This is a genomic window from Kitasatospora sp. NPDC087861, from assembly GCF_044742585.1.
In the GTDB taxonomy this organism is placed as follows: domain Bacteria; phylum Actinomycetota; class Actinomycetes; order Streptomycetales; family Streptomycetaceae; genus Kitasatospora.
Genome location: NZ_JBIUUS010000008.1, coordinates 50924 through 67301, shown reverse-complemented (window position 1 = coordinate 67301; position 16378 = coordinate 50924). Strand labels below are relative to the sequence as shown.

Genomic DNA, 16378 nt, shown 5'->3' with positions numbered 1-16378 from the left:
GGGAGGGGGTTCACCGGCGGGGTTCACCGCGCCGGCAGGTCCACCACGGCCCAGGCGGCCGGCGGCCGGTCGGCGGCGATCCGGGTGCCGGTCCGGACCCGGGCGGGGCGCGGCTCCCCGTCGTCGATCCGTACGGCCAGCCGGTGCGGTGCGCCGGTGCCGGGCCGTAGGCGGTAGCGCAGGGGCGGCACCCGGAACCCGAGTCCGGAGGCCTTGGCCAGGGCCTCCTTCACGCACCACAGGTGCAGCGGGCGGACGGATCCGCAGGCCCGGCCCAGCGCGGCGAGTTCCGCGTCCGTGCCGAACCGGTGCAGGCCGCGCTCGGCGGTGGACCACTCGGTCTCCACGTCGACGCCCAGCCCGTCCGGCGCCCCGCGTTCGGCCCCGCGCCCGGCCCCGCCGACCCGGCCCGCCGGCGCCGGGTCGGCCCACCGCACGGCGACCACCACCTGCTCGGCCGTGTGCGCCACGGAGAACTGCACCACGGGCCGGAGGGCGACGCCGTCCCAGCTGACCAGCCGCACCGCGTCCGGATCGGCCAGGCCGATCCGCCGGTACGCGCCCGGCAGGTCGGGGACCAGGCCGAGCCGGAGCAGGCCGCGCCGGAGCGTGTGGCGGGCCGCGTACCACTGGTCCTGCCGGGCCTGGCCGACGAAGCCGCCGAGCCCGGACTCCCCCGCCCCGAGCCGCCCGGCCCGCACGGCCTCGGCCGCCGCGCCGGGCCGCACCGGGGCCCAGAGCAGCCGGAGGCCGCTCACGGCACCGCGACGTGGCCGTGCACCACGTCCTCCAGCGTGCGCACCCCGGGCCCGGCGGCGGCCGCGTAGCGGATCGCGCGCAGCACGCCGGGGAGGAACGCCCGCCGGTCCGCCACCCGGTGCAGGACCTCCACGTGCTCGCCGGAGCCCGCCGCCACCAGCCGGTGCTCGCTGACGGCGTCCCCCAGGCGGAAGGACGCGATGTCCGGGGCGGGCGCCCCCGGAGCGCGGGCGCCCTGCCAGGCCGCGGCCAGGTGGCGGGCCGTCCCGCTGGGGCGGTCGCGCTTGCCGACGAAGTGCAGATCGGTGACGCCCGCGTCCCAGCCCTCGTCCGTCAGCGCGGCCAGGTCCCGGACGAAGCGGGTGACGGCGAGCAGCGCGAGGCTGAAGTTGGCCGCCACGACGACGGACCGCTGCCGCCCCACCTCCGCCAGCAGCCGGTGGTGTCGGTCGCCGAGGCCGCTGGTGCCGATGACCAGCGCGCAGGGCACCGAGCGGGCCTGGTCGAGCAGGTCGGCGGTCGCCTCCTCGGCGGTGAAGTCGACCACGACGGGGTCCGCGTCCTTGACGTCCGCGAGCCGGCCCACCACCGGGGCGCCCACGTCCCCGGCCCCGCCCTCGCCCGGGCCACCGCCGGCCCCGGGGCGCAGCGACAACCGGGCCGCGAGGTCGAGGTCCGGGGCGTCGAGGACGGCCTGGCGGACGAGGCCCGCCATCCGCCCGGTCAGACCGGACACGACCACGGGAACGGTCACGACGCGACCTCCGCCGGGATCAGGCCCATCCGCCGGGCCAGTTCGCCCTCGACGACGCGTCGGCCCCCGAACAGGGCCTGGACGGCGTCGGCGGGCCAGTCGGCGGCGTCCACCGGGGTGTTCGGGAGGCCCAGCTCGGTCGCCAGGTCCTCCGCCAACCGGGCCGCCCGGCGGGCCAGGTCGACACAGCTCAGCAGGACCGCGAGCGCGGCCTGGCCGCCCGGCTGCCCGGCCTTGAAGCCCGGCCCGAACCGGGCGGCGGCCGCGGCGAGGGAGATCTCGATCTCCAGCCGGCTCAGTTCGTGGGCCAGCTCCTGCGAGGTGGACAGCGCCTCGACGCCCTCGCCGGTCGTCGCCAGCACCCGGCGCAGGTCGGCCACGACGCGTGCCGGCCAGGCCGGGGCCCGGCGGACGAACGCCCAGGCGTAGCCGTCCAGGACGGCCGCCGGCAGGCCGGTCGGGGACCAGTCGACGGGCCGGGAGAGGGCCGTCGGGGCGAGGGCGACCCCGTCGAGGTCCGCCCAGCCCCAGCCCGTGGCCCGTCCGGCGCCGTGCAGCCGCACGCCCGGGGCGTCGTGCCGGACGAGCGCCAGCCTGGCCTCCCCGTCCAGCGCGACGCCGACCACCGACAGATCGGCGTCCTCGGTCGCGTACCGGTAGCGGCCGTGCAGGACGACCCGGCCGCCGTCCTCGGCGGCCCGGAGGGTGGCCCGGACGGTGGGCGCGGCGAGGCTGAACAGGGCGTTCGGCGTGAACAGGCCCAGGGCCGCGGTGAGCCGGCCGGTCCGGACGCCGTCGGCCTCCGCCGCGGCGTCGACGGTGTCGACGGCGTCGAAGGCGTCGAAGGCGTCGAGCAGCGGCAGCACCCCGTGGACGTGCTCGGTCAGCGCCGCCGCCAGCGCGAAGGGGTGCCGCTGCCAGACCTCGTCCAGCGCCTCCTCGACGCCGCCCGGGGCGAGTTCGCCCGAGGGGACGCCGCCCGCGGGAAGGTCGAGGCCGCGGCAGGCCAGCAGCCCGTGCAGGGCCCGCAGCTCGGAGCTCATGCGCCGCCCCCTTCGGCGAGCCGCGCGCTGACGAAGCGCACGATGGAGTCGACCGAGGTGAGGTGCTCCGGGTCGGCCTCGGGGTCGAGCACGACGCCGTACCGCTGCTCCAGCACCTCCAACAGGTTGATGTAGCCGATGGAGTTGACCCCGGCCCGGTCCAGCTCGCCCCCGGCGGCCCGCAGGTCGGCGACGGTGACGACCCGTCCGGTGGCCGTCTCCACGATCTGCTCGATCTGCTCGCGCAGGTCCGGGACGTCCGGGAGGCCCGTGTCGGCCCGGGCGGCGTCGTTGACTGTGCTCATCCGTTGCTCTCCAGTTCAGGGGAATGGCCGTCGGCTCCGCCGGCCCGGGCGTCCGCGACCAGGCGCCGCAGCTCGGTCACCCGGACCTTGCCGACGGTCGACCGGGGGATCGCGGGCAGGAACGTCACCCGTCCGGGCACCTTGAAGGGCGCGAGGTCCGCCCGGCAGGCGTCCAGGACCTCGGTCCGGGTGATCCGCCCGGCGGCGGTCAGCGCGGCGTGCAGTACCGTCTCGCCGTTGGCGTCGGCGTCCGCGAACACCACGGCGTCGGCCACCGCGTCGAGCGCGAGGAGGATCCGTTCCACCTCGGTCGGGTCGATCTTCCGGCCGGCCAGGTTGATCGGCCCGCCGAGCCGGCCGGTGATGAACAGCCGGCCGTCCGCCAGCCGCCCGAGGTCGCCGGTGCGGTAGTAGCCGTCGGCGTCCAGCCGCTGCGCGAACGCCCCCGGCGCGTTGAGGTAGCCGGCCGCCATCGAGGCCGTCCGCACCCGCACCTCGGACTCGCCGGTGGGCAGTTCCACCACCGTGACCGAGACGCCCGGCAGCGCGCTGCCCAGCCCCTCGGTGCGGCCGGGGTCCCGTTCGTACGTGCACGGGCCCGTCTCGGCGACACCGTAGTAGTCGGCGATGCGCACGCCGTACCGCGCCTCGAACTCCCGCCGGACACCGGGGTCGAGCACCGCCGCCGCGGAGACGGCCCGGGTCACGGTCGCGAACGCGCCGAGGTCCGGCCGGGACGCGGTCGCGAGCAGCCGGTAGGCCAGCGGGAAGGCGACCAGCCGGGTCGCCGCCGCGCGGGCGACGGCTCGCGAGATACCGCCGGAGGTGGGCACGCCCTGGTAGAGGTGCAGTTCGGCACCGGTCAGGAAGACCGGCAGCAGCGAGGTGTTGAACGCGAGCCCGTTGGTGAACCCGGCCAGGCACAGCACCCGGTCGTCCGGGCCGAGCCCGGTGCCGGCCACCCAGGTGCGGGCCGCCGAGACGACGGCCTGCGCGGTGAACTCCAGGCACTTCGGCAGGCCCGTGCTGCCGGAGGTGAACCGGCAGGTCGCGGTGGCCGCTCGGGGCGCGGGGGCCCCGGTGGCCGTCGCGGGCAGCAGGGCCAGGGTCAGCGAGCTGCCCGGTACGGCCGTCGCCCGGTTGTCGAGCGGGAACGGCCCGGCCCCGTCGTGGAGGAAGGCGGAGACGCCGCAGCTCGTCCGGATGCCCTCCAGCTCGGCGGCGCCGAACTTCGCGTCGGCGAGGAAGGGCAGCCGCCCGGCGACCAGCAGGGCGTAGTAGGAGACCAGGTACTCCGCGCTGTTGCCGGCGTACAGCCCGACGTTGACCAGGCCGGGTCCGAGCAGCGCGTCCAGCGTCCGGGCCCGCTCGCGGACGAGGGCGGCGAAGCCGGCGTACGTCAGCTCCGCACCGCCGCCGACCACGGCCCGGCGGTCGCCGTGCTCGGCGCACGCCGCCAGGAACACCTCGCCGAGCGCACGTCCGTCAGCCACGACGCACCCCCTCCCCGGCGTGGCCGGCGCGGCCGGCGGGGTCGAGCTCCAGCTCCGCCCGGCAGGCCAGGCTGTGGTTGGCGATCGTCAGCATCGTCGTCTGGCTCCCGCCCGACATCCGGAAGCCGCGCACCTGGGCGTGGGCCCGCAGCGAGACGCTGTCCCACATGTAGCCCGCGCCGCCCTCCAAGTCGGTGCAGAGCGCGGCCAGTTCATTGGCCTTCTCGACGCAGAACCACTTGAGCTCGGCGATCTCGGGCACCGTGCTGCCACCGGACGTCACCCGCAGGTAGGCGTCCGCGATGCCCGCCTCCATCAGCTCCTGGCGGGCCCGGGCACGGGCCAGCGCATGGGAGTTGACCGGCCAGGCGCCCAGCGGACGGCCGCCGAGGCTACGGCCGCGGACGTACCCGGTGATGTGCTCCAGCAGCGCGCGGTGGGTGAAGAAGGCGTCGGCGGCGATCAGCAGGCGCATCCGCGACATCACGCGGTTCCACCGCATCAACTGGCTGACCCCGCTGCGCGCCACCACCTGGTCGGTGGAGAGCCGCACGCCGTCGAACTCCACCAGGGCCGAATCGACGGCGCGGGTACCGAACTTGTCGTACACCTCGGTCACCCGCACGCCCGGGGCGGACTTCTCCACCGCGAGGATGGCGGGCGCGCCGTCGAGGAGGGCGCTGACGAAGCACAGGTCGGCGGTCGCACCGTTGATCACGAACTTCTTGCGGCCCCGGAGGACGAGCCCCGCCCCCTCGGTGGTCGCGGTCGCGGGCTCCTCGGCGGACGGGTCGGTGTCGCACTGACAGGCCACCAGCTCGCCCGAGAGCAGCCCCGGGAGGTAGCGGTCCCGCAGCGCGGGATCCCGGGCGGAGACCAGCCAGTCGCAGGCGATCTCGTTCTGGACGTGCATCGCGAGGGCGATGCCGCCGTCGCGGACGCCGGCCAGCGCCTCCCCGAGCACCAGCGAGCCGAGCAGGCCCAACCCCTGCCCGCCCCGCTCGCGCGGGACCGACACGCCCAGGTAGCCGCTCGCCGCCAACTCCCGCCAGGCCTCCCGGCGGAGCGGCCCGCCGGCGGTGGTGCGCCACTTGTCGAGCCACTCCGGGGTGAAGTAGCCCACCGCCCGGGCCTGAAGATCACGGTGACTGTCCGTCAGATGCGCGGACAGGACGCTGTTGCTCACGATGGAATCCACGCTGCTCCCTGTGGTCGGGCCTCGGCTCGGCGTTCAGCTCGGCTGCTGCGGGCCGCGGGTGCTCTGAGGGGTGTGGTCGACGTTCTGAGAGGTGTGGTCGACGTTCCGAGGGCTGTGCACGCTCTGGTGGCTGTAGGCGATCGGCGCCCGGTCCCACTTGACGGCGTTCTCGTCGGGCGTTCCGGCCACCAGGACGTAGATGACCTCCTCCTCGGCCCCCAGCCGGGCCAGGTCACTGATCCGCCCGGCGTCGAACCCGCCGAGGCAGCTGATGCCGAAGTCCTGTGCGGCGGCCCCGAGGGACAACCGCTGCGCGATGCTCGCGGCGTGGAAGTGCAGTTCGGCCAGGCCCTGTTGACCGCGCTCGCCCAGCAGTTGGCCCACCGGGGCGTGCAGGGTCAGGACGACCGCGCAGTTCGCCGCCACGCCCTGGTTCATGCACGACGCGACAACCGCCTGCTCCGATCCGCCGTCACCGCCGACCGGCAGCAGACGGTGGCCCTCGGCGTCGTACTCGTAGGCGCCCGAGGGCACGCCGTCCACGCTGCGGACCAGCAGGCGCAGGCCCGCGAGCGGCCCGTCCGCGCAGTCCACCGTCACCCCGCCGCGCACGGCCGCCAGCGCCCGTCCGAGCGCGTCGGCGTCGAGCGGCTTCGCCAGAAAGCCCTTGGCCGACTGCCGGCCGAGGACGACCGGGCCGAGGTCCTCGGGGAGGACCCCGTCCCGCCCGGCCAGGGCCACCGGCGCAGCGGACCCGTCGACCGCACCGCCTGGCGCCGCGTCGCCCGGGAGCCCGCCGCCCCGAGGCCCGCCACTCGGCCGCACCGACGCGGTGCGGCCGAACCGCAGGGGCAGCACCCGGGGTTGGTGGTAGGTGCTGACGGGACTGACCAGGCCCCAGGCCTCGCGCTCGGACGGATCCGGCTCCTCCAGGTGCGAGCCGCTGTCGTGCCGCCAGATCGGCAGCGCGAACGGGTTCGCGGTCCGGATACCGCCCGACCCGCCCTGCGCGGGCCTGCTGCCCGCCGGCCCGCGCTGCGCCGAAGCGTCCAGGGTGACCAGCGCCTGCGGCTCCCGGCACAGGTCCTCCAGCCCGAACACCCGGGAGACCTCGCCGCGGTCGAAGCGCAGCCGGACGACGGCGGCGAACCCCGCATCGGCACCGGCCAGCGCGATGTTGGTCGCGGCATGGGCGCCGTCCAGGTGCGTGTAGAGGTAGCCCCGCCGGCCGTACTTGCGCATGGCGTGCCACGGTCGGCCCACCACGGCCACCACGGCGGCGGGCAGTTCGTCGGTCGCCGGCGCCTCGGTCGCCAGCACGGCGGCGATCTCCCGGCGGTCGACGGCGGTCATCCGGCGCAGGCTGCAGCCGGCCACGTCGTACTGGTAGAGCACGTAGTCGTGGGCCCCCTGGAAGGCCACCAGCACCTCGAAGGGGTAGAGCGCGCCGGCGGACGGGGTCGTCCGGGCCCGCATCAGGGTCTTCCCCTTGGTGATCACCGCGCCCGAGCGCTCCCCGTACCCCAGCCCGAGGACCTCGGCGACCCGCCTCCAGACGATGCTCACGCCCGGATCCGGCGCGTCGGCCGGGCTGGGGACGGTCGCCAGGCTCGACCGCAGGCGGGTCTCGTTCCAGAAGTTGGCGAGCAGAGGATTGGTCAACTCTTCGACACCCATGGGTCCTCTCGCGTTCTCGGATCGGTGGCGGGAGATCTCGGGAAATGGGAGGTCGGCCCGGATCAGAGGTCTGATCGCCGACAGTCGCAAAGCAATCAGCCGACCGTCGGGCCTGTCCAGCAAATGCCATTGGCACACTCCGGCCATGGCCTCGCCCGGCCGACGCGGGCGGCTCGGTCTGCGGCGACCGGCGGCCGGGGAGGCGGCGCCTGTCATGATCGCGTCCGCTGGCTGAGATGCGGGCTTCCGGACGAGGGGGTCCTGACGGACGATGGGGTTGCAGTCCGTACCGGAGGGAATCCCGACCGTAGGCAATCCGTCCGGCCCGAACGGCGTGCGGCGCGGGATTCTCAAGGGATTGGGGGACGCGTGCAGGTGCAACACGAGCGGCGCGAGCCGTTGATACCCGAGGCGCGGATGGGCAGAATCCTCGACTCGGCGCGTCGGACCATCCACGAACTCGCCAGCACCGTCAGCGAACTGGACCGCGAGCTGGCCGGCTTCCACGCCGACGCGCTGCCCGCACAGCTCGACCGTCAGGGCAGCCAGGCCGTGGAGGTCTTCCGGGGCGCGGCGGACGTGCGGGTCCTCCTGCAGGACGCCACCGCGATGGTGACCAACCGGATCCTCAGCATGTATCCCGGCACACCGCTACCGGCCCCGCTCCTCGCGGCCGACCAGCGCCGGGGCGAGGAGGCGCTGGGCCGGGGGGTGGCGATCCGGACGATCCACAGCGAGTCGATGCTCCGGGTGCCACGCGGCCGGGCCCACCTGAACGCGCTGCGCACCGCGGGCGCCGAGATCCGCACCGCCCCCACCCTGCCCTACCGCCTCCTCGTGCTGGACTCCAGCCTGGCGCTCGTCCCGGCCCTGGGGAACGACGAGGGGACCGAGCCCGCGGTGGGCGTGGTGCGCAGCCCCGATCTGGTACGACTCTTCGAGCAGCTCTTCGAGTTCTGCTGGCAGGGCGCCCGCCCGGCCGAGAGCGCCACCACCTCCCGCCCCGGGCAGCCGACGAGGCGCCAGTACGAGGTGCTGCGGCTCATGCGGCTGGGGTACAAGGACGAGGCGATCGCCCGGGAGATCGGGGTCTCCTCCCGCACCATGCGGCGGATCGTCGCGGCGCTCTACGAACAGCTCGACGCGAGCAGCCGGTTCAGCGCGGGCATGGCCGTCCAGTCGCGTGGCTGGCTGTCCCGGCCACCCGACTGACCGGCGCCCGAAGCCTCGACCGGCCAGGCCCTCAAGCGGCCAGGCCCTCAGCCCGCCAGGCCCTCGATCACCTCGGCCCCCGGGAGCCGGCCCAGCGCGGCGCCCGGCAGGATCAGCTTCCCCCGGCGCCGCCCGCTGCCCACCAGCACGTGCGGGGCGGCGGCCACCGCCGCGTCGATCAGCAGCGGCCAGGTGCCGGGAAGCCCGACGGGGGTGATGCCGCCGTACTCCATGCCGGTCTCGGCGACGGCCGTGTCCATCGACGCGAACGACGCCTTGCGCGCCCCGAGGTGCTTCCGGACGGCCTGGTTCACATCCAGCCGGGTGGTGGCGAGCACCACACAGGCCGCCAGGGTGACCTCCCCGCCGCGCTTGGCGGCGACCACCACACAGTTCGCGGAGAACTCCAGCGGAGCGTCGTAGGCCTCGCAGAACGCCGCCGTGTCCGCCTTCTCGGGATCGGTGTCCACGTAGACCACCGACCGGGCCGCCTCCCGCGCGTCCCAGTTCTTGAGCGCGTCGACCACCGGAGCGGCGAGTTCGTCACAGGCGTCCAACGCCAGGCGGGCGAGCGGGAAGTTCCCGAACGGCGGGTTCACGTGGTCACTCATGGGCCGACTCTAGCGAACTCCCGCCTCCCCCACCCGAATCCGCCCCGGCCGGCGGCCGATTGGCGACACCGACCGGTCCCACTCCCCGGACGGCCGGCGCTACGGCTTCTCCTTCTTGTACGTCATCGACTTCCCCTCGTTCAACCGCTGGACCAGGTCGAAGGCCGCGACCGCGAGCGGCATGAGGTTCGGGGTGCGCAGTTCGTCCTTCATCCGGCGCAGCTCGGCCACCAAGGCGGTCTCCTCCTTGCCGAGCCCGCCCACCTGGTCGTCCACCGAGCCCAGCGCGCCGAGGGAGCCGTGGATGTGCACCCAGTCCTCCTCGGTGACCTCGGCCTTCTCCACCTCGGTCAGGTGCGTGTACTTCCGCAGCAGGTCCTTGCCGGCCGGCATGCCCATCAGCCACTGGTGGCGGGTCAGCGGGATCGCCCGCTCCCGGCGATCGCCGGCGTCCCCGTGCTCGACGGTCTCGGGGTACACCCGGGCCTGCCGGTCGGTCGGGTCGAAGCCGGCCGCCCGCAGGATGAACGCGGCGAACTCCTCCGGGTGCGCGCGGTAGTGGATCCGGAACGGAAGGGGCAGCAGCGTGAAGTTGTGGGCGAAGGACGTGCGGGACATCAGACCGCCCGCGATCGACTTCGAGTTCGACCTGGGCCCCAGTTTGCTGCCGTACACCAGGTAGCTGCCGACCAGCGTGGTCAGTCCGACCAGCGCGGCCGTGGGCTCACCGCCGGTGACCTCCTTGCCGAGGCCCTTGGCCTGCTTCTCGGCCTGCCGGCGGACGCGGTCGACCTCGACGAGGGTGTCCACGTGCAGGTCCCCGCCGGCCTCCTTCCGCCGGTCGAAGGCGGAGCCCGAGGTGTGCCAGGGGCGCTTGGCCGGCACGCTGAGGTACTTCAGCAGCCGGGGCAGCTCGTCGAGCTTGAAACCGCCGGTCATCTGCGGCGCGTAGACGATCTCACCGCGCAGCGGGAACACCATGATCCCGGGGTCCGCCGTGAAGCCCCCGAGCTCCACTTCCTGGAGCGGGAAGGACTCCTGGTCCTTCCTGGCGTCCAGGGCCGCCGAGACCCGGGTGATCTCGCCCATCACCTGGAGGAGTTCGTCCTTCGTGGTGAGTGGTTCGGTCACCCATTCCAGGGCCGAGCCGCCCGTCGGGCTGACGTCCGAGGTGAGCTTGTAGTCCGCACCCCGGCCGACGACACCCATCTTGGGGACGTCACGGCCGCGGATGGGGGTCTCCCGGATCTCGCCGTTCGCCATCAGCGGGTAGGCGGCGTCCTCCACGCGCTTCGCGTACTCGGTGGGCTTCTCCTGCTGCGCCCGCTCCAGCCGTGCCCGGCCCGCGGCGGTGGCCGCGAACCGAGGGGCGTCGGTCGGCCGCGTCCGCGGCAGGGCCGTGAGCCACTCGTTCTGGAGCTCGTCGGGGGTCCTGGTCAGTTCGGTCTGGTCCAGGAGATCGCCGTATTGCTTGCGGGCCATGTTCATGAGGATCTTCGCACCGAGGAGGCCGTCACGCCGTGCGACCTCGTCCTGGTACGCCTGCTCGTCCTCGTCGGTGAGGTTGTCGTGGTCGCGCACCCGCCACTGCGACTCGAACTCGAAGCCGACGCGCCGTTGGATCGCGGCGCCCGGCCCGGCGCCGTCGTGCTCCTCGCCGTCGGCGGCGCAGCGTTGGACGCTCTCGCCGCGGGCGACCCGGGCGCCGATGTCGGCCGCCTCGCGCTCCCACCTGTCGTCGGGGTCGCTGAGGCCGGCGGGGGCGCCGCGCTGGGTGGTGTGGTGGATCTCGTGGGCCATCGTCTCGACGTCGCGCAGGACGCTCGCGCTCTGGACGACGATGTTGTCGCCGACGGTGTACGCCTTGGCGTTGATGCCCGCGGCGGCCTGCTCGTCGACCGAGACCCTGACGTGGTCGAGCTTGGTGCCGAAGGCGTTCTCCATGGTCCGGCGCACATCGCCCGGCAGCCGATGGCCGCCGCGCCCGGCCGATCTCGCGGCCTCCCGCACGGCGTCGGCCCCGCCCGCCTCGCCGCCCCCGGAGCGCTGCACGGCGCCGTGGCCGGGGTCGGCGCCGTGCCCGTGCCGCTCGCGCTCGACCATGCGCGCGACGGCCGCGTTCCCGATCGACCCTTGCAGGGCACCCGGCGCACCCGCCCGCAGCGGCCTGCCGCGTCCGGCGGCGGCCGTGCCGGCCGTCCGCGTGCCGGTCGTCCGACCGGCACCGCGGGGCTCGGCCCGTTCGCGGTCGCAACCGGTGTTCCGTTGGGACTCGGTGATCTGCCGCATGAAGGATCCGTTCGAACGAGATCTCTTGCATCGCCTTGGGAGTTGGGAGCGACCATGCCGCAGGAAGCGTCGCGACGGAAGAGCGCAGCGGGCAGACGGCGGCGCAATCCGGGCTGCCCGATCGGGCAGCCCGACGGCCCGGGACGGCGTGGCGGCCGGCTCGTTCGATCAGGGTCGTCATACATCCGGAGGAGGAGGGCGGATCGGGTGCGTACTACTGCAGGCCGAGCCGGGAACCCGACTGCGCGCCGACGGGAATCGCTCCTTCCGTTCCTAGGCTGACGAGCAGTCCTGACGGTGCGTATCCGATCAGGAGACGTGAACGCGAGGAACGATGACGACATACAGGTACACCGTGGCCGAGCTGCGCGGGCAGCTACGACAGCTGCTCCTCACCGGCCTGGCCGTCGCGGTCGGCGTGGCGTTCCTGATCGCGTCGGTCAGCGGAAGCGGTGCCCTGGTCGACTCCTACAGCCAGACGGCCGCCGCCGAGGTGGGCCCCGGGGATCTCCAGGCGGTCCCGGCCACCGAGGGCCGGTCCGTGCCGAAGCCCCTCAGCGACGCCACCGCCGCCCGCGCGCGCCAGGTGCCCGGCGTGGCGGCCGCATCGCTGCGGCTGGTCGGCCAGGGCGGTGTCCTCACCCCGGCCGGGCGCCCGCTCGACGACGCCGCCGTGGTCAGCTCGATCGCCGCCGACCCCGCCCTGCGCTGGCAGCTGCTGAAGGACGGCCGGTGGCCGGGCGCACCCGGCGAGGTGCTGCTCGACGCCGACACCGCCCGGCGGATCGACGCCCGCCCCGGCAGCAGCGTCCGGCTGGCCCGGGCCGACGGAAGCACCGACGACGCCGTCCTCGTCGGCACCCTGGACGGCCGGGGCGCGCCCGGCTTCGCCGGCCGTCCCGTCATCGGCGTCCCGGCCGACCGGGTGGACCGGTACGCGACCCGGATCACCGGCACCCAGCTCGACCTCCGGCTCGCCCCCGGCGCCTCCCGCACCCGGACCGCCGAGGCCCTGCGCCAGGCGCTCGACGGGCAGGCCGAGGTCCGCACCAGGGACGCCTCGGTCGCCGAGGCGACCAGGCAGAGCCGGACCGTCTACGGGGTCGTGCTGATCGCCGCGCTGTCCTTCGTACTCATCGCGCTCGCCGTCGCCCGGATGGTCGTCAGCAACACCTTCTCGGTCGTCCTCGCCCAGCGCACCCGCCAGCTCGCCCTGCTGCGCTGCATCGGCGCCGACCGCGCGCAGGTGCGACGGGTGATCCGCCGTCAGGGCCTGCTGCTGGGCACCGGCGCCTCCGCCGCCGGGGTGCTGCTCGGTACGGCGCTGTGCGCGGCGGGTACCGCGCTGGCGGGCCTGGCGGACCTCGGACCGGTGCACATCTCGCTCACCCCGGCTCCGGCCACCTGCGCGCTGGCCGCGCTGTTCGGCGTCCTGCTCACCGTCCTGGCCGTACGCGGCCCGGCGAAGGCCGCCTCGGCGGTGCCGCCGATCGCCGCGCTCGGCGGCGCGCACCAGGCCGCCGACCGGCCGAAGCGCCTGGGCAAGGCGGTGTTCTCCGGGCTGCTGCTGGTGTTCGGCGGCGCCATGCTGGCCGCCGGGGCCCTGGCCGGGCCGCCGCTGTCCCTGCTCGCCGCCACGATCGGTGCCATCGCCAGCTTCTTCGGCGTGCTGCGCCTGAGCCATCGGCTGCTGCCGCCGATCGTCGGCGTCCTCGGGGTGCCCGCACGGCGGCTCTGCGGGACGGCGGGGCGGCTGGCGACGCAGCAGCTGCGGCTCAACCCCGGGCGGACCGGCGCGACCGGTGCGGCGCTGCTGCTCGGGGTCACGGTGATGGTCAGCGCGGTCACCGCGTTGGGGATCACCGGCAACTCGCTGGTGCCGCTGGTCTCGGCCCGGCAGCCGGCCGTTTTCTCGGTGGCCGCCGAGGAGGGACCGGTGCCTGCCGGGGCGCTCGGCGCACTGGCCGGCGAGCGCCGGCTCCGGGTCACGCCCGTCCGCTCGGCCACGGTGGAGGTCGACGGCCGGAGCACGCTCGTGGTCACCGCCGATCCCGCAGCGCTCAACCCCGCCGCCGAAGGCGTGGCGCGAGCGCGCGGGCTGTCGGACGGCGCGGCGCTGAACGGGCTCGGCGGCGATCCGGGCGAGCACCGGGTGACGTCGGCCGGGCGCCCCGCAGGCGTGTTGCGGTTCGAGGACGGCCGCAGTGGGCTTCCGTTCGCCCTGCAGTCGGGGGCCGTGCTGTACGTGACGCCGACGACCCTGGACCGGCTGGCGCCGGACGCGGCCGTCACCACGGCGTGGGTCGGCCCTGCGGAGGGCACCGACCGGCTCGCCGCCCGGCAGCTGATGGACCGGGCACTGGCCGGCTACTCCCAGGTCAAGGTCACCGATACGACGGTGCAGGCCCAGACGCTGCGCTCGTTGCTCGACCGGATGATGCTGATCACGATGGCGCTGCTGAGCTTCTCCGTCGCCATCGCGGGGATCGGGGTGGCGGCCACGCTGATGCTCGGGGTCAGCGAACGGGCGCGGGAGATCGGGATGTTGCGCGCGATCGGTCTGTCCGGGCAGCAACTGCGACGGATGCTCACCCTGGAGGCCCTGCTGCTCTCGCTGGCGGGGGCGCTGGTCGGGACGGTGCTCGGGCTCGGGTACGGGTGGGTCGCGGCGCGGTCGGTGACCTCGACGGCGGGCACGGTGGGCGGGCCGCCGCTCCTCCCGGTGGCCGGCGTGCTGGCGCTGACCGTGCTGATCGGGCTGGGCGCGGCCGTACTGCCGGCCCGACGGGTACGGCGGATGACCATCGTGGCCGCGATGCGGACGGCGTAGCCCCGAGATGATCCGCACCCACCTGGCCAGGGCGTGTCCGCGCCGATCACCGGGACTCGCCGCGAGTACACCTCGCAGCGCATCGGGCCGCCGAACAGCAGGCGCTCGCCTTCGGAGACCGGCACGTGGTCCGCGTTCGCGGTGGGTGACGGAGCTCAGGGGCGTGCCCAAGGCAGGGCCGACCGAGGGCGGCGGTGTCAGCCTGTGCCGGCGGCGCGGGCGAAGGGTCCGTCCAGGGCAGCCCATTGCAGGAGCAGGATCGTTTTGCCGTCGGCGATGCGTCCGTCGCGAATCATGGCGAGAGCCTCCGTGAAGGGCAGTTCGAGTACTTCGATGTCCTCGCCCTCCTCCGCAAGACCGCCACCGGTTCCGGTGCGGTCGGCCGGGGCGTAGGGGGCGGCATAGAAGTGCAGGCGCTCGGTGACCGAGCCGGGGCTCATATAGGCGTCGACGACGTGGGCGATCGGGCCGAGCGTGACGCCGAGTTCCTCGGCGGCCTCGCGCCGGATGGCGGCGAGCGGGTCGTCGCCGTCGAGCAGTCCGGCGGCGGCCTCGACGAGCATGCCGTCCGGGTGGTCGTTGACGTAGGCCGGGTAGCGGAACTGACGGGTGAGTAGCACGCGGCCGCGCTCGGCGTCGTACGGCAGGACGACCGCGCCGTTGCCGCGGTCGTACGTCTCACGCTGCTGGGTTTCCCAACGCCCGTCGCGGCGGCGGTAGTCGAAGGTCGTGCGACGCAGGACGTGCCAGCCCTGGGAGGTGAGCTCCACGTCGCGGACCACGATGTCGGGGTTGCGGTCCAGGCCGCGACCGTCCCGGTCGAGGCCGGTGCGGCCGCGGTGGTCAGGGGTGTCGATGCCGGGGCGGGCCATCACGAGGCCGTGCCTTCCTTCGGGTTGCGGCGCGGGATCTCGGCCACGTCGTGGTAGACGGGCAGGCCGCGACGGCGGGCCGTGGCAACGTCCTGGTCGGCTCCGGTGGAGTCGCCGGGGAGCCGGAGCACGGCGTCGCAGTGGGCGAGCAGGCGCTCGGCGGTCGGGTAGAGCACCTGGTCGGCGAGTGGGTCCGTGGGGCCCGCGCCGGCCGAGCGCAGGACGGGCAGGGCCACCCACTCCCCGATCACGGGCACGTGGCCGGCGGCGAAGACCGGCCACGCTGCCGCTTCGAGGCGGGCAAGGTTGGCGGCCATGGCCCGCGGGTCGCCGCCGGTGCCGGAACGGTAGGGCCCGGCGATGAGGATGAGCATCGGTTTGTCGGTCATGGCGCGCTACGATACATGCAGAAACGTGCAAAACCATGAAGGAGTGTGGATGCTGGCCGCTCAACGACGTACTCACCTGTTGGACCTGCTCGCCCGACAGGGCAGGATCGTCGCCAAGGACGTGGCCGCAGACCTGGGCATCTCCGAGGACAGCGTGCGTCGCGACCTGCGCGACCTCGCCGCCGAGGGACTGTGCCAGCGTGTCTACGGCGGGGCGTTGCCCGTCTCCCCGGCCGTGGCCGACTACGCCGCCCGGAAGACGGTTACCCCCGACGGCAAGCAGAAGGTCGCCGCGGTGGCCGCCGCGCTGGTGCGGCCGGGCAGCGCCCTGATCCTGGACGGCGGCACCACCGCCCTCGCTGTGGCCCAGGCCCTTCCGCCGGACCTGGACTGCACCGTGATCACCCATAGCCCGACCGTCGCGGTCGCGCTGCTGGAGCACCCGCAGGCCGAGGTCTTCCTGCTCGGTGGCCGCATCTTCAAGCACTCCGCGGTCGCCTGCGGCGCGGCCGCGGTCGAGGCCGCCCAGAACATCTCCGCCGACCTCTGCCTGTTGGGCGTCACCGGCGTCCACCCGGACGCGGGGCTTACCACCGGCGACGCCGAGGAGGCCGCGATGAAGCGCACCCTGGCCGCACGGGCCGCGGACACCTACATCCTCGCCTCGTCCGAGAAGATCGGCACGGCATCACGGTTCCGCGTCCTGCCCTGGGAGGACATCAGCGGACTGATCACCGACGCCGACCCCCACCACGCCGTCGTCGAGTCGCTTACGGCGCGCGGTGTGGAAGTCCTGGCAGCCGGCTGAAAGCTACGGGCCGAACAGCAGGGGATCACCGGAGATTCAAGGCACCACCGCCCCCAGTCGCGCATGATCGGACAACCCCGCCCAAGGATGCGGACCGGGCCGACGACCGCGCCCCTCCGACGTCACCGCGAGCGCTTG

At 74.5% G+C, this 16378-nt stretch carries 14 protein-coding genes; 3 read left to right on the top strand and 11 right to left on the bottom strand.

Features of this window, described 5'->3' with window-relative positions; translation table 11 throughout:
• Nucleotides 1–23: 23 nt before the first annotated feature.
• The 7 genes from ACIOJE_RS14065 to ACIOJE_RS14035 are packed head-to-tail and all read right to left on the bottom strand — an operon-like array spanning nucleotide 24 to nucleotide 7214.
• Complete coding sequence (locus ACIOJE_RS14065) at nucleotides 24–758, bottom strand: 4'-phosphopantetheinyl transferase superfamily protein (RefSeq protein ID WP_400776149.1); 735 nt, start codon at nucleotides 756–758, stop codon at nucleotides 24–26.
• Nucleotides 755–1513 (bottom strand): 4-hydroxy-tetrahydrodipicolinate reductase, encoded by a 759-nt coding sequence (locus tag ACIOJE_RS14060; RefSeq protein ID WP_400776147.1) that lies wholly within the window; start codon nucleotides 1511–1513, stop codon nucleotides 755–757. The genes ACIOJE_RS14065 and ACIOJE_RS14060 overlap by 4 nt, the downstream gene beginning before the upstream one ends.
• The gene (locus tag ACIOJE_RS14055) at nucleotides 1510–2556 is read right to left on the bottom strand and encodes a hypothetical protein (RefSeq protein ID WP_400776144.1); all 1047 of its coding nucleotides are present in this window, start codon (nucleotides 2554–2556) and stop codon (nucleotides 1510–1512) included. The genes ACIOJE_RS14060 and ACIOJE_RS14055 overlap by 4 nt, the downstream gene beginning before the upstream one ends.
• Complete coding sequence (locus tag ACIOJE_RS14050; protein ID WP_280680421.1) at nucleotides 2553–2861, bottom strand: phosphopantetheine-binding protein; 309 nt, start codon at nucleotides 2859–2861, stop codon at nucleotides 2553–2555. Before ACIOJE_RS14050 ends, ACIOJE_RS14055 begins: the two co-directional genes overlap by 4 nt.
• Nucleotides 2858–4354, bottom strand: coding sequence for a class I adenylate-forming enzyme family protein (locus ACIOJE_RS14045; RefSeq protein WP_400776141.1), 1497 nt, complete (start codon nucleotides 4352–4354; stop codon nucleotides 2858–2860). The genes ACIOJE_RS14050 and ACIOJE_RS14045 overlap by 4 nt, the downstream gene beginning before the upstream one ends.
• On the bottom strand, nucleotides 4347–5540 hold the full coding sequence (locus tag ACIOJE_RS14040) for an acyl-CoA dehydrogenase family protein (protein ID WP_400776139.1): 1194 nt from the start codon (nucleotides 5538–5540) through the stop codon (nucleotides 4347–4349). Before ACIOJE_RS14040 ends, ACIOJE_RS14045 begins: the two co-directional genes overlap by 8 nt.
• A gap of 45 nt (nucleotides 5541–5585) precedes the next feature.
• Complete coding sequence (locus ACIOJE_RS14035; RefSeq protein WP_400776137.1) at nucleotides 5586–7214, bottom strand: nitroreductase family protein; 1629 nt, start codon at nucleotides 7212–7214, stop codon at nucleotides 5586–5588.
• A gap of 384 nt (nucleotides 7215–7598) precedes the next feature.
• Here ACIOJE_RS14035 and ACIOJE_RS14030 point away from each other — a divergent pair, with 384 nt between their 5' ends.
• On the top strand, nucleotides 7599–8441 hold the full coding sequence (locus ACIOJE_RS14030; protein ID WP_280680417.1) for a LuxR C-terminal-related transcriptional regulator: 843 nt from the start codon (nucleotides 7599–7601) through the stop codon (nucleotides 8439–8441).
• Between the two features lie 47 nt (nucleotides 8442–8488).
• Here ACIOJE_RS14030 and ACIOJE_RS14025 read toward each other — a convergent pair whose 3' ends face one another.
• Both ACIOJE_RS14025 and ACIOJE_RS14020 read right to left on the bottom strand, forming a co-directional pair.
• A complete protein-coding gene (locus tag ACIOJE_RS14025) occupies nucleotides 8489–9040 on the bottom strand; it encodes a YbaK/EbsC family protein (protein WP_400776421.1) in 552 nt (183 codons plus the stop codon).
• A gap of 111 nt (nucleotides 9041–9151) precedes the next feature.
• Nucleotides 9152–11341, bottom strand: coding sequence for a DUF4157 domain-containing protein (locus tag ACIOJE_RS14020; RefSeq protein ID WP_400776135.1), 2190 nt, complete (start codon nucleotides 11339–11341; stop codon nucleotides 9152–9154).
• A 334-nt stretch (nucleotides 11342–11675) separates the two neighbouring features.
• Here ACIOJE_RS14020 and ACIOJE_RS14015 point away from each other — a divergent pair, with 334 nt between their 5' ends.
• Nucleotides 11676–14171, top strand: coding sequence for an ABC transporter permease (locus tag ACIOJE_RS14015; protein ID WP_280680414.1), 2496 nt, complete (start codon nucleotides 11676–11678; stop codon nucleotides 14169–14171).
• A gap of 197 nt (nucleotides 14172–14368) precedes the next feature.
• Here ACIOJE_RS14015 and ACIOJE_RS14010 read toward each other — a convergent pair whose 3' ends face one another.
• Both ACIOJE_RS14010 and ACIOJE_RS14005 read right to left on the bottom strand, forming a co-directional pair.
• Nucleotides 14369–15046, bottom strand: coding sequence for an NUDIX domain-containing protein (locus tag ACIOJE_RS14010; RefSeq protein WP_400776133.1), 678 nt, complete (start codon nucleotides 15044–15046; stop codon nucleotides 14369–14371).
• Complete coding sequence (locus ACIOJE_RS14005; protein WP_280680412.1) at nucleotides 15043–15432, bottom strand: DUF4406 domain-containing protein; 390 nt, start codon at nucleotides 15430–15432, stop codon at nucleotides 15043–15045. The genes ACIOJE_RS14010 and ACIOJE_RS14005 overlap by 4 nt, the downstream gene beginning before the upstream one ends.
• A gap of 49 nt (nucleotides 15433–15481) precedes the next feature.
• Here ACIOJE_RS14005 and ACIOJE_RS14000 point away from each other — a divergent pair, with 49 nt between their 5' ends.
• Complete coding sequence (locus tag ACIOJE_RS14000; RefSeq protein WP_400776130.1) at nucleotides 15482–16240, top strand: DeoR/GlpR family DNA-binding transcription regulator; 759 nt, start codon at nucleotides 15482–15484, stop codon at nucleotides 16238–16240.
• Nucleotides 16241–16378 lie beyond the last annotated feature (138 nt).

What these genes read in the sequence shown, in the direction of transcription:
- ACIOJE_RS14020 (WP_400776135.1), bottom strand. Translation starts at nt 11,341, where the DNA reads ATGCGGCAGATCACCGAGTCCCAACGGAACACCGGTTGCGACCGCGAA.
- ACIOJE_RS14015 (WP_280680414.1), top strand. Translation starts at nt 11,676, where the DNA reads ATGACGACATACAGGTACACCGTGGCCGAGCTGCGCGGGCAGCTACGA.
- ACIOJE_RS14005 (WP_280680412.1), bottom strand. Translation starts at nt 15,432, where the DNA reads ATGACCGACAAACCGATGCTCATCCTCATCGCCGGGCCCTACCGTTCC.
- ACIOJE_RS14055 (WP_400776144.1), bottom strand. Translation starts at nt 2,556, where the DNA reads ATGAGCTCCGAGCTGCGGGCCCTGCACGGGCTGCTGGCCTGCCGCGGC.
- ACIOJE_RS14000 (WP_400776130.1), top strand. Translation starts at nt 15,482, where the DNA reads ATGCTGGCCGCTCAACGACGTACTCACCTGTTGGACCTGCTCGCCCGA.
- ACIOJE_RS14050 (WP_280680421.1), bottom strand. Translation starts at nt 2,861, where the DNA reads ATGAGCACAGTCAACGACGCCGCCCGGGCCGACACGGGCCTCCCGGAC.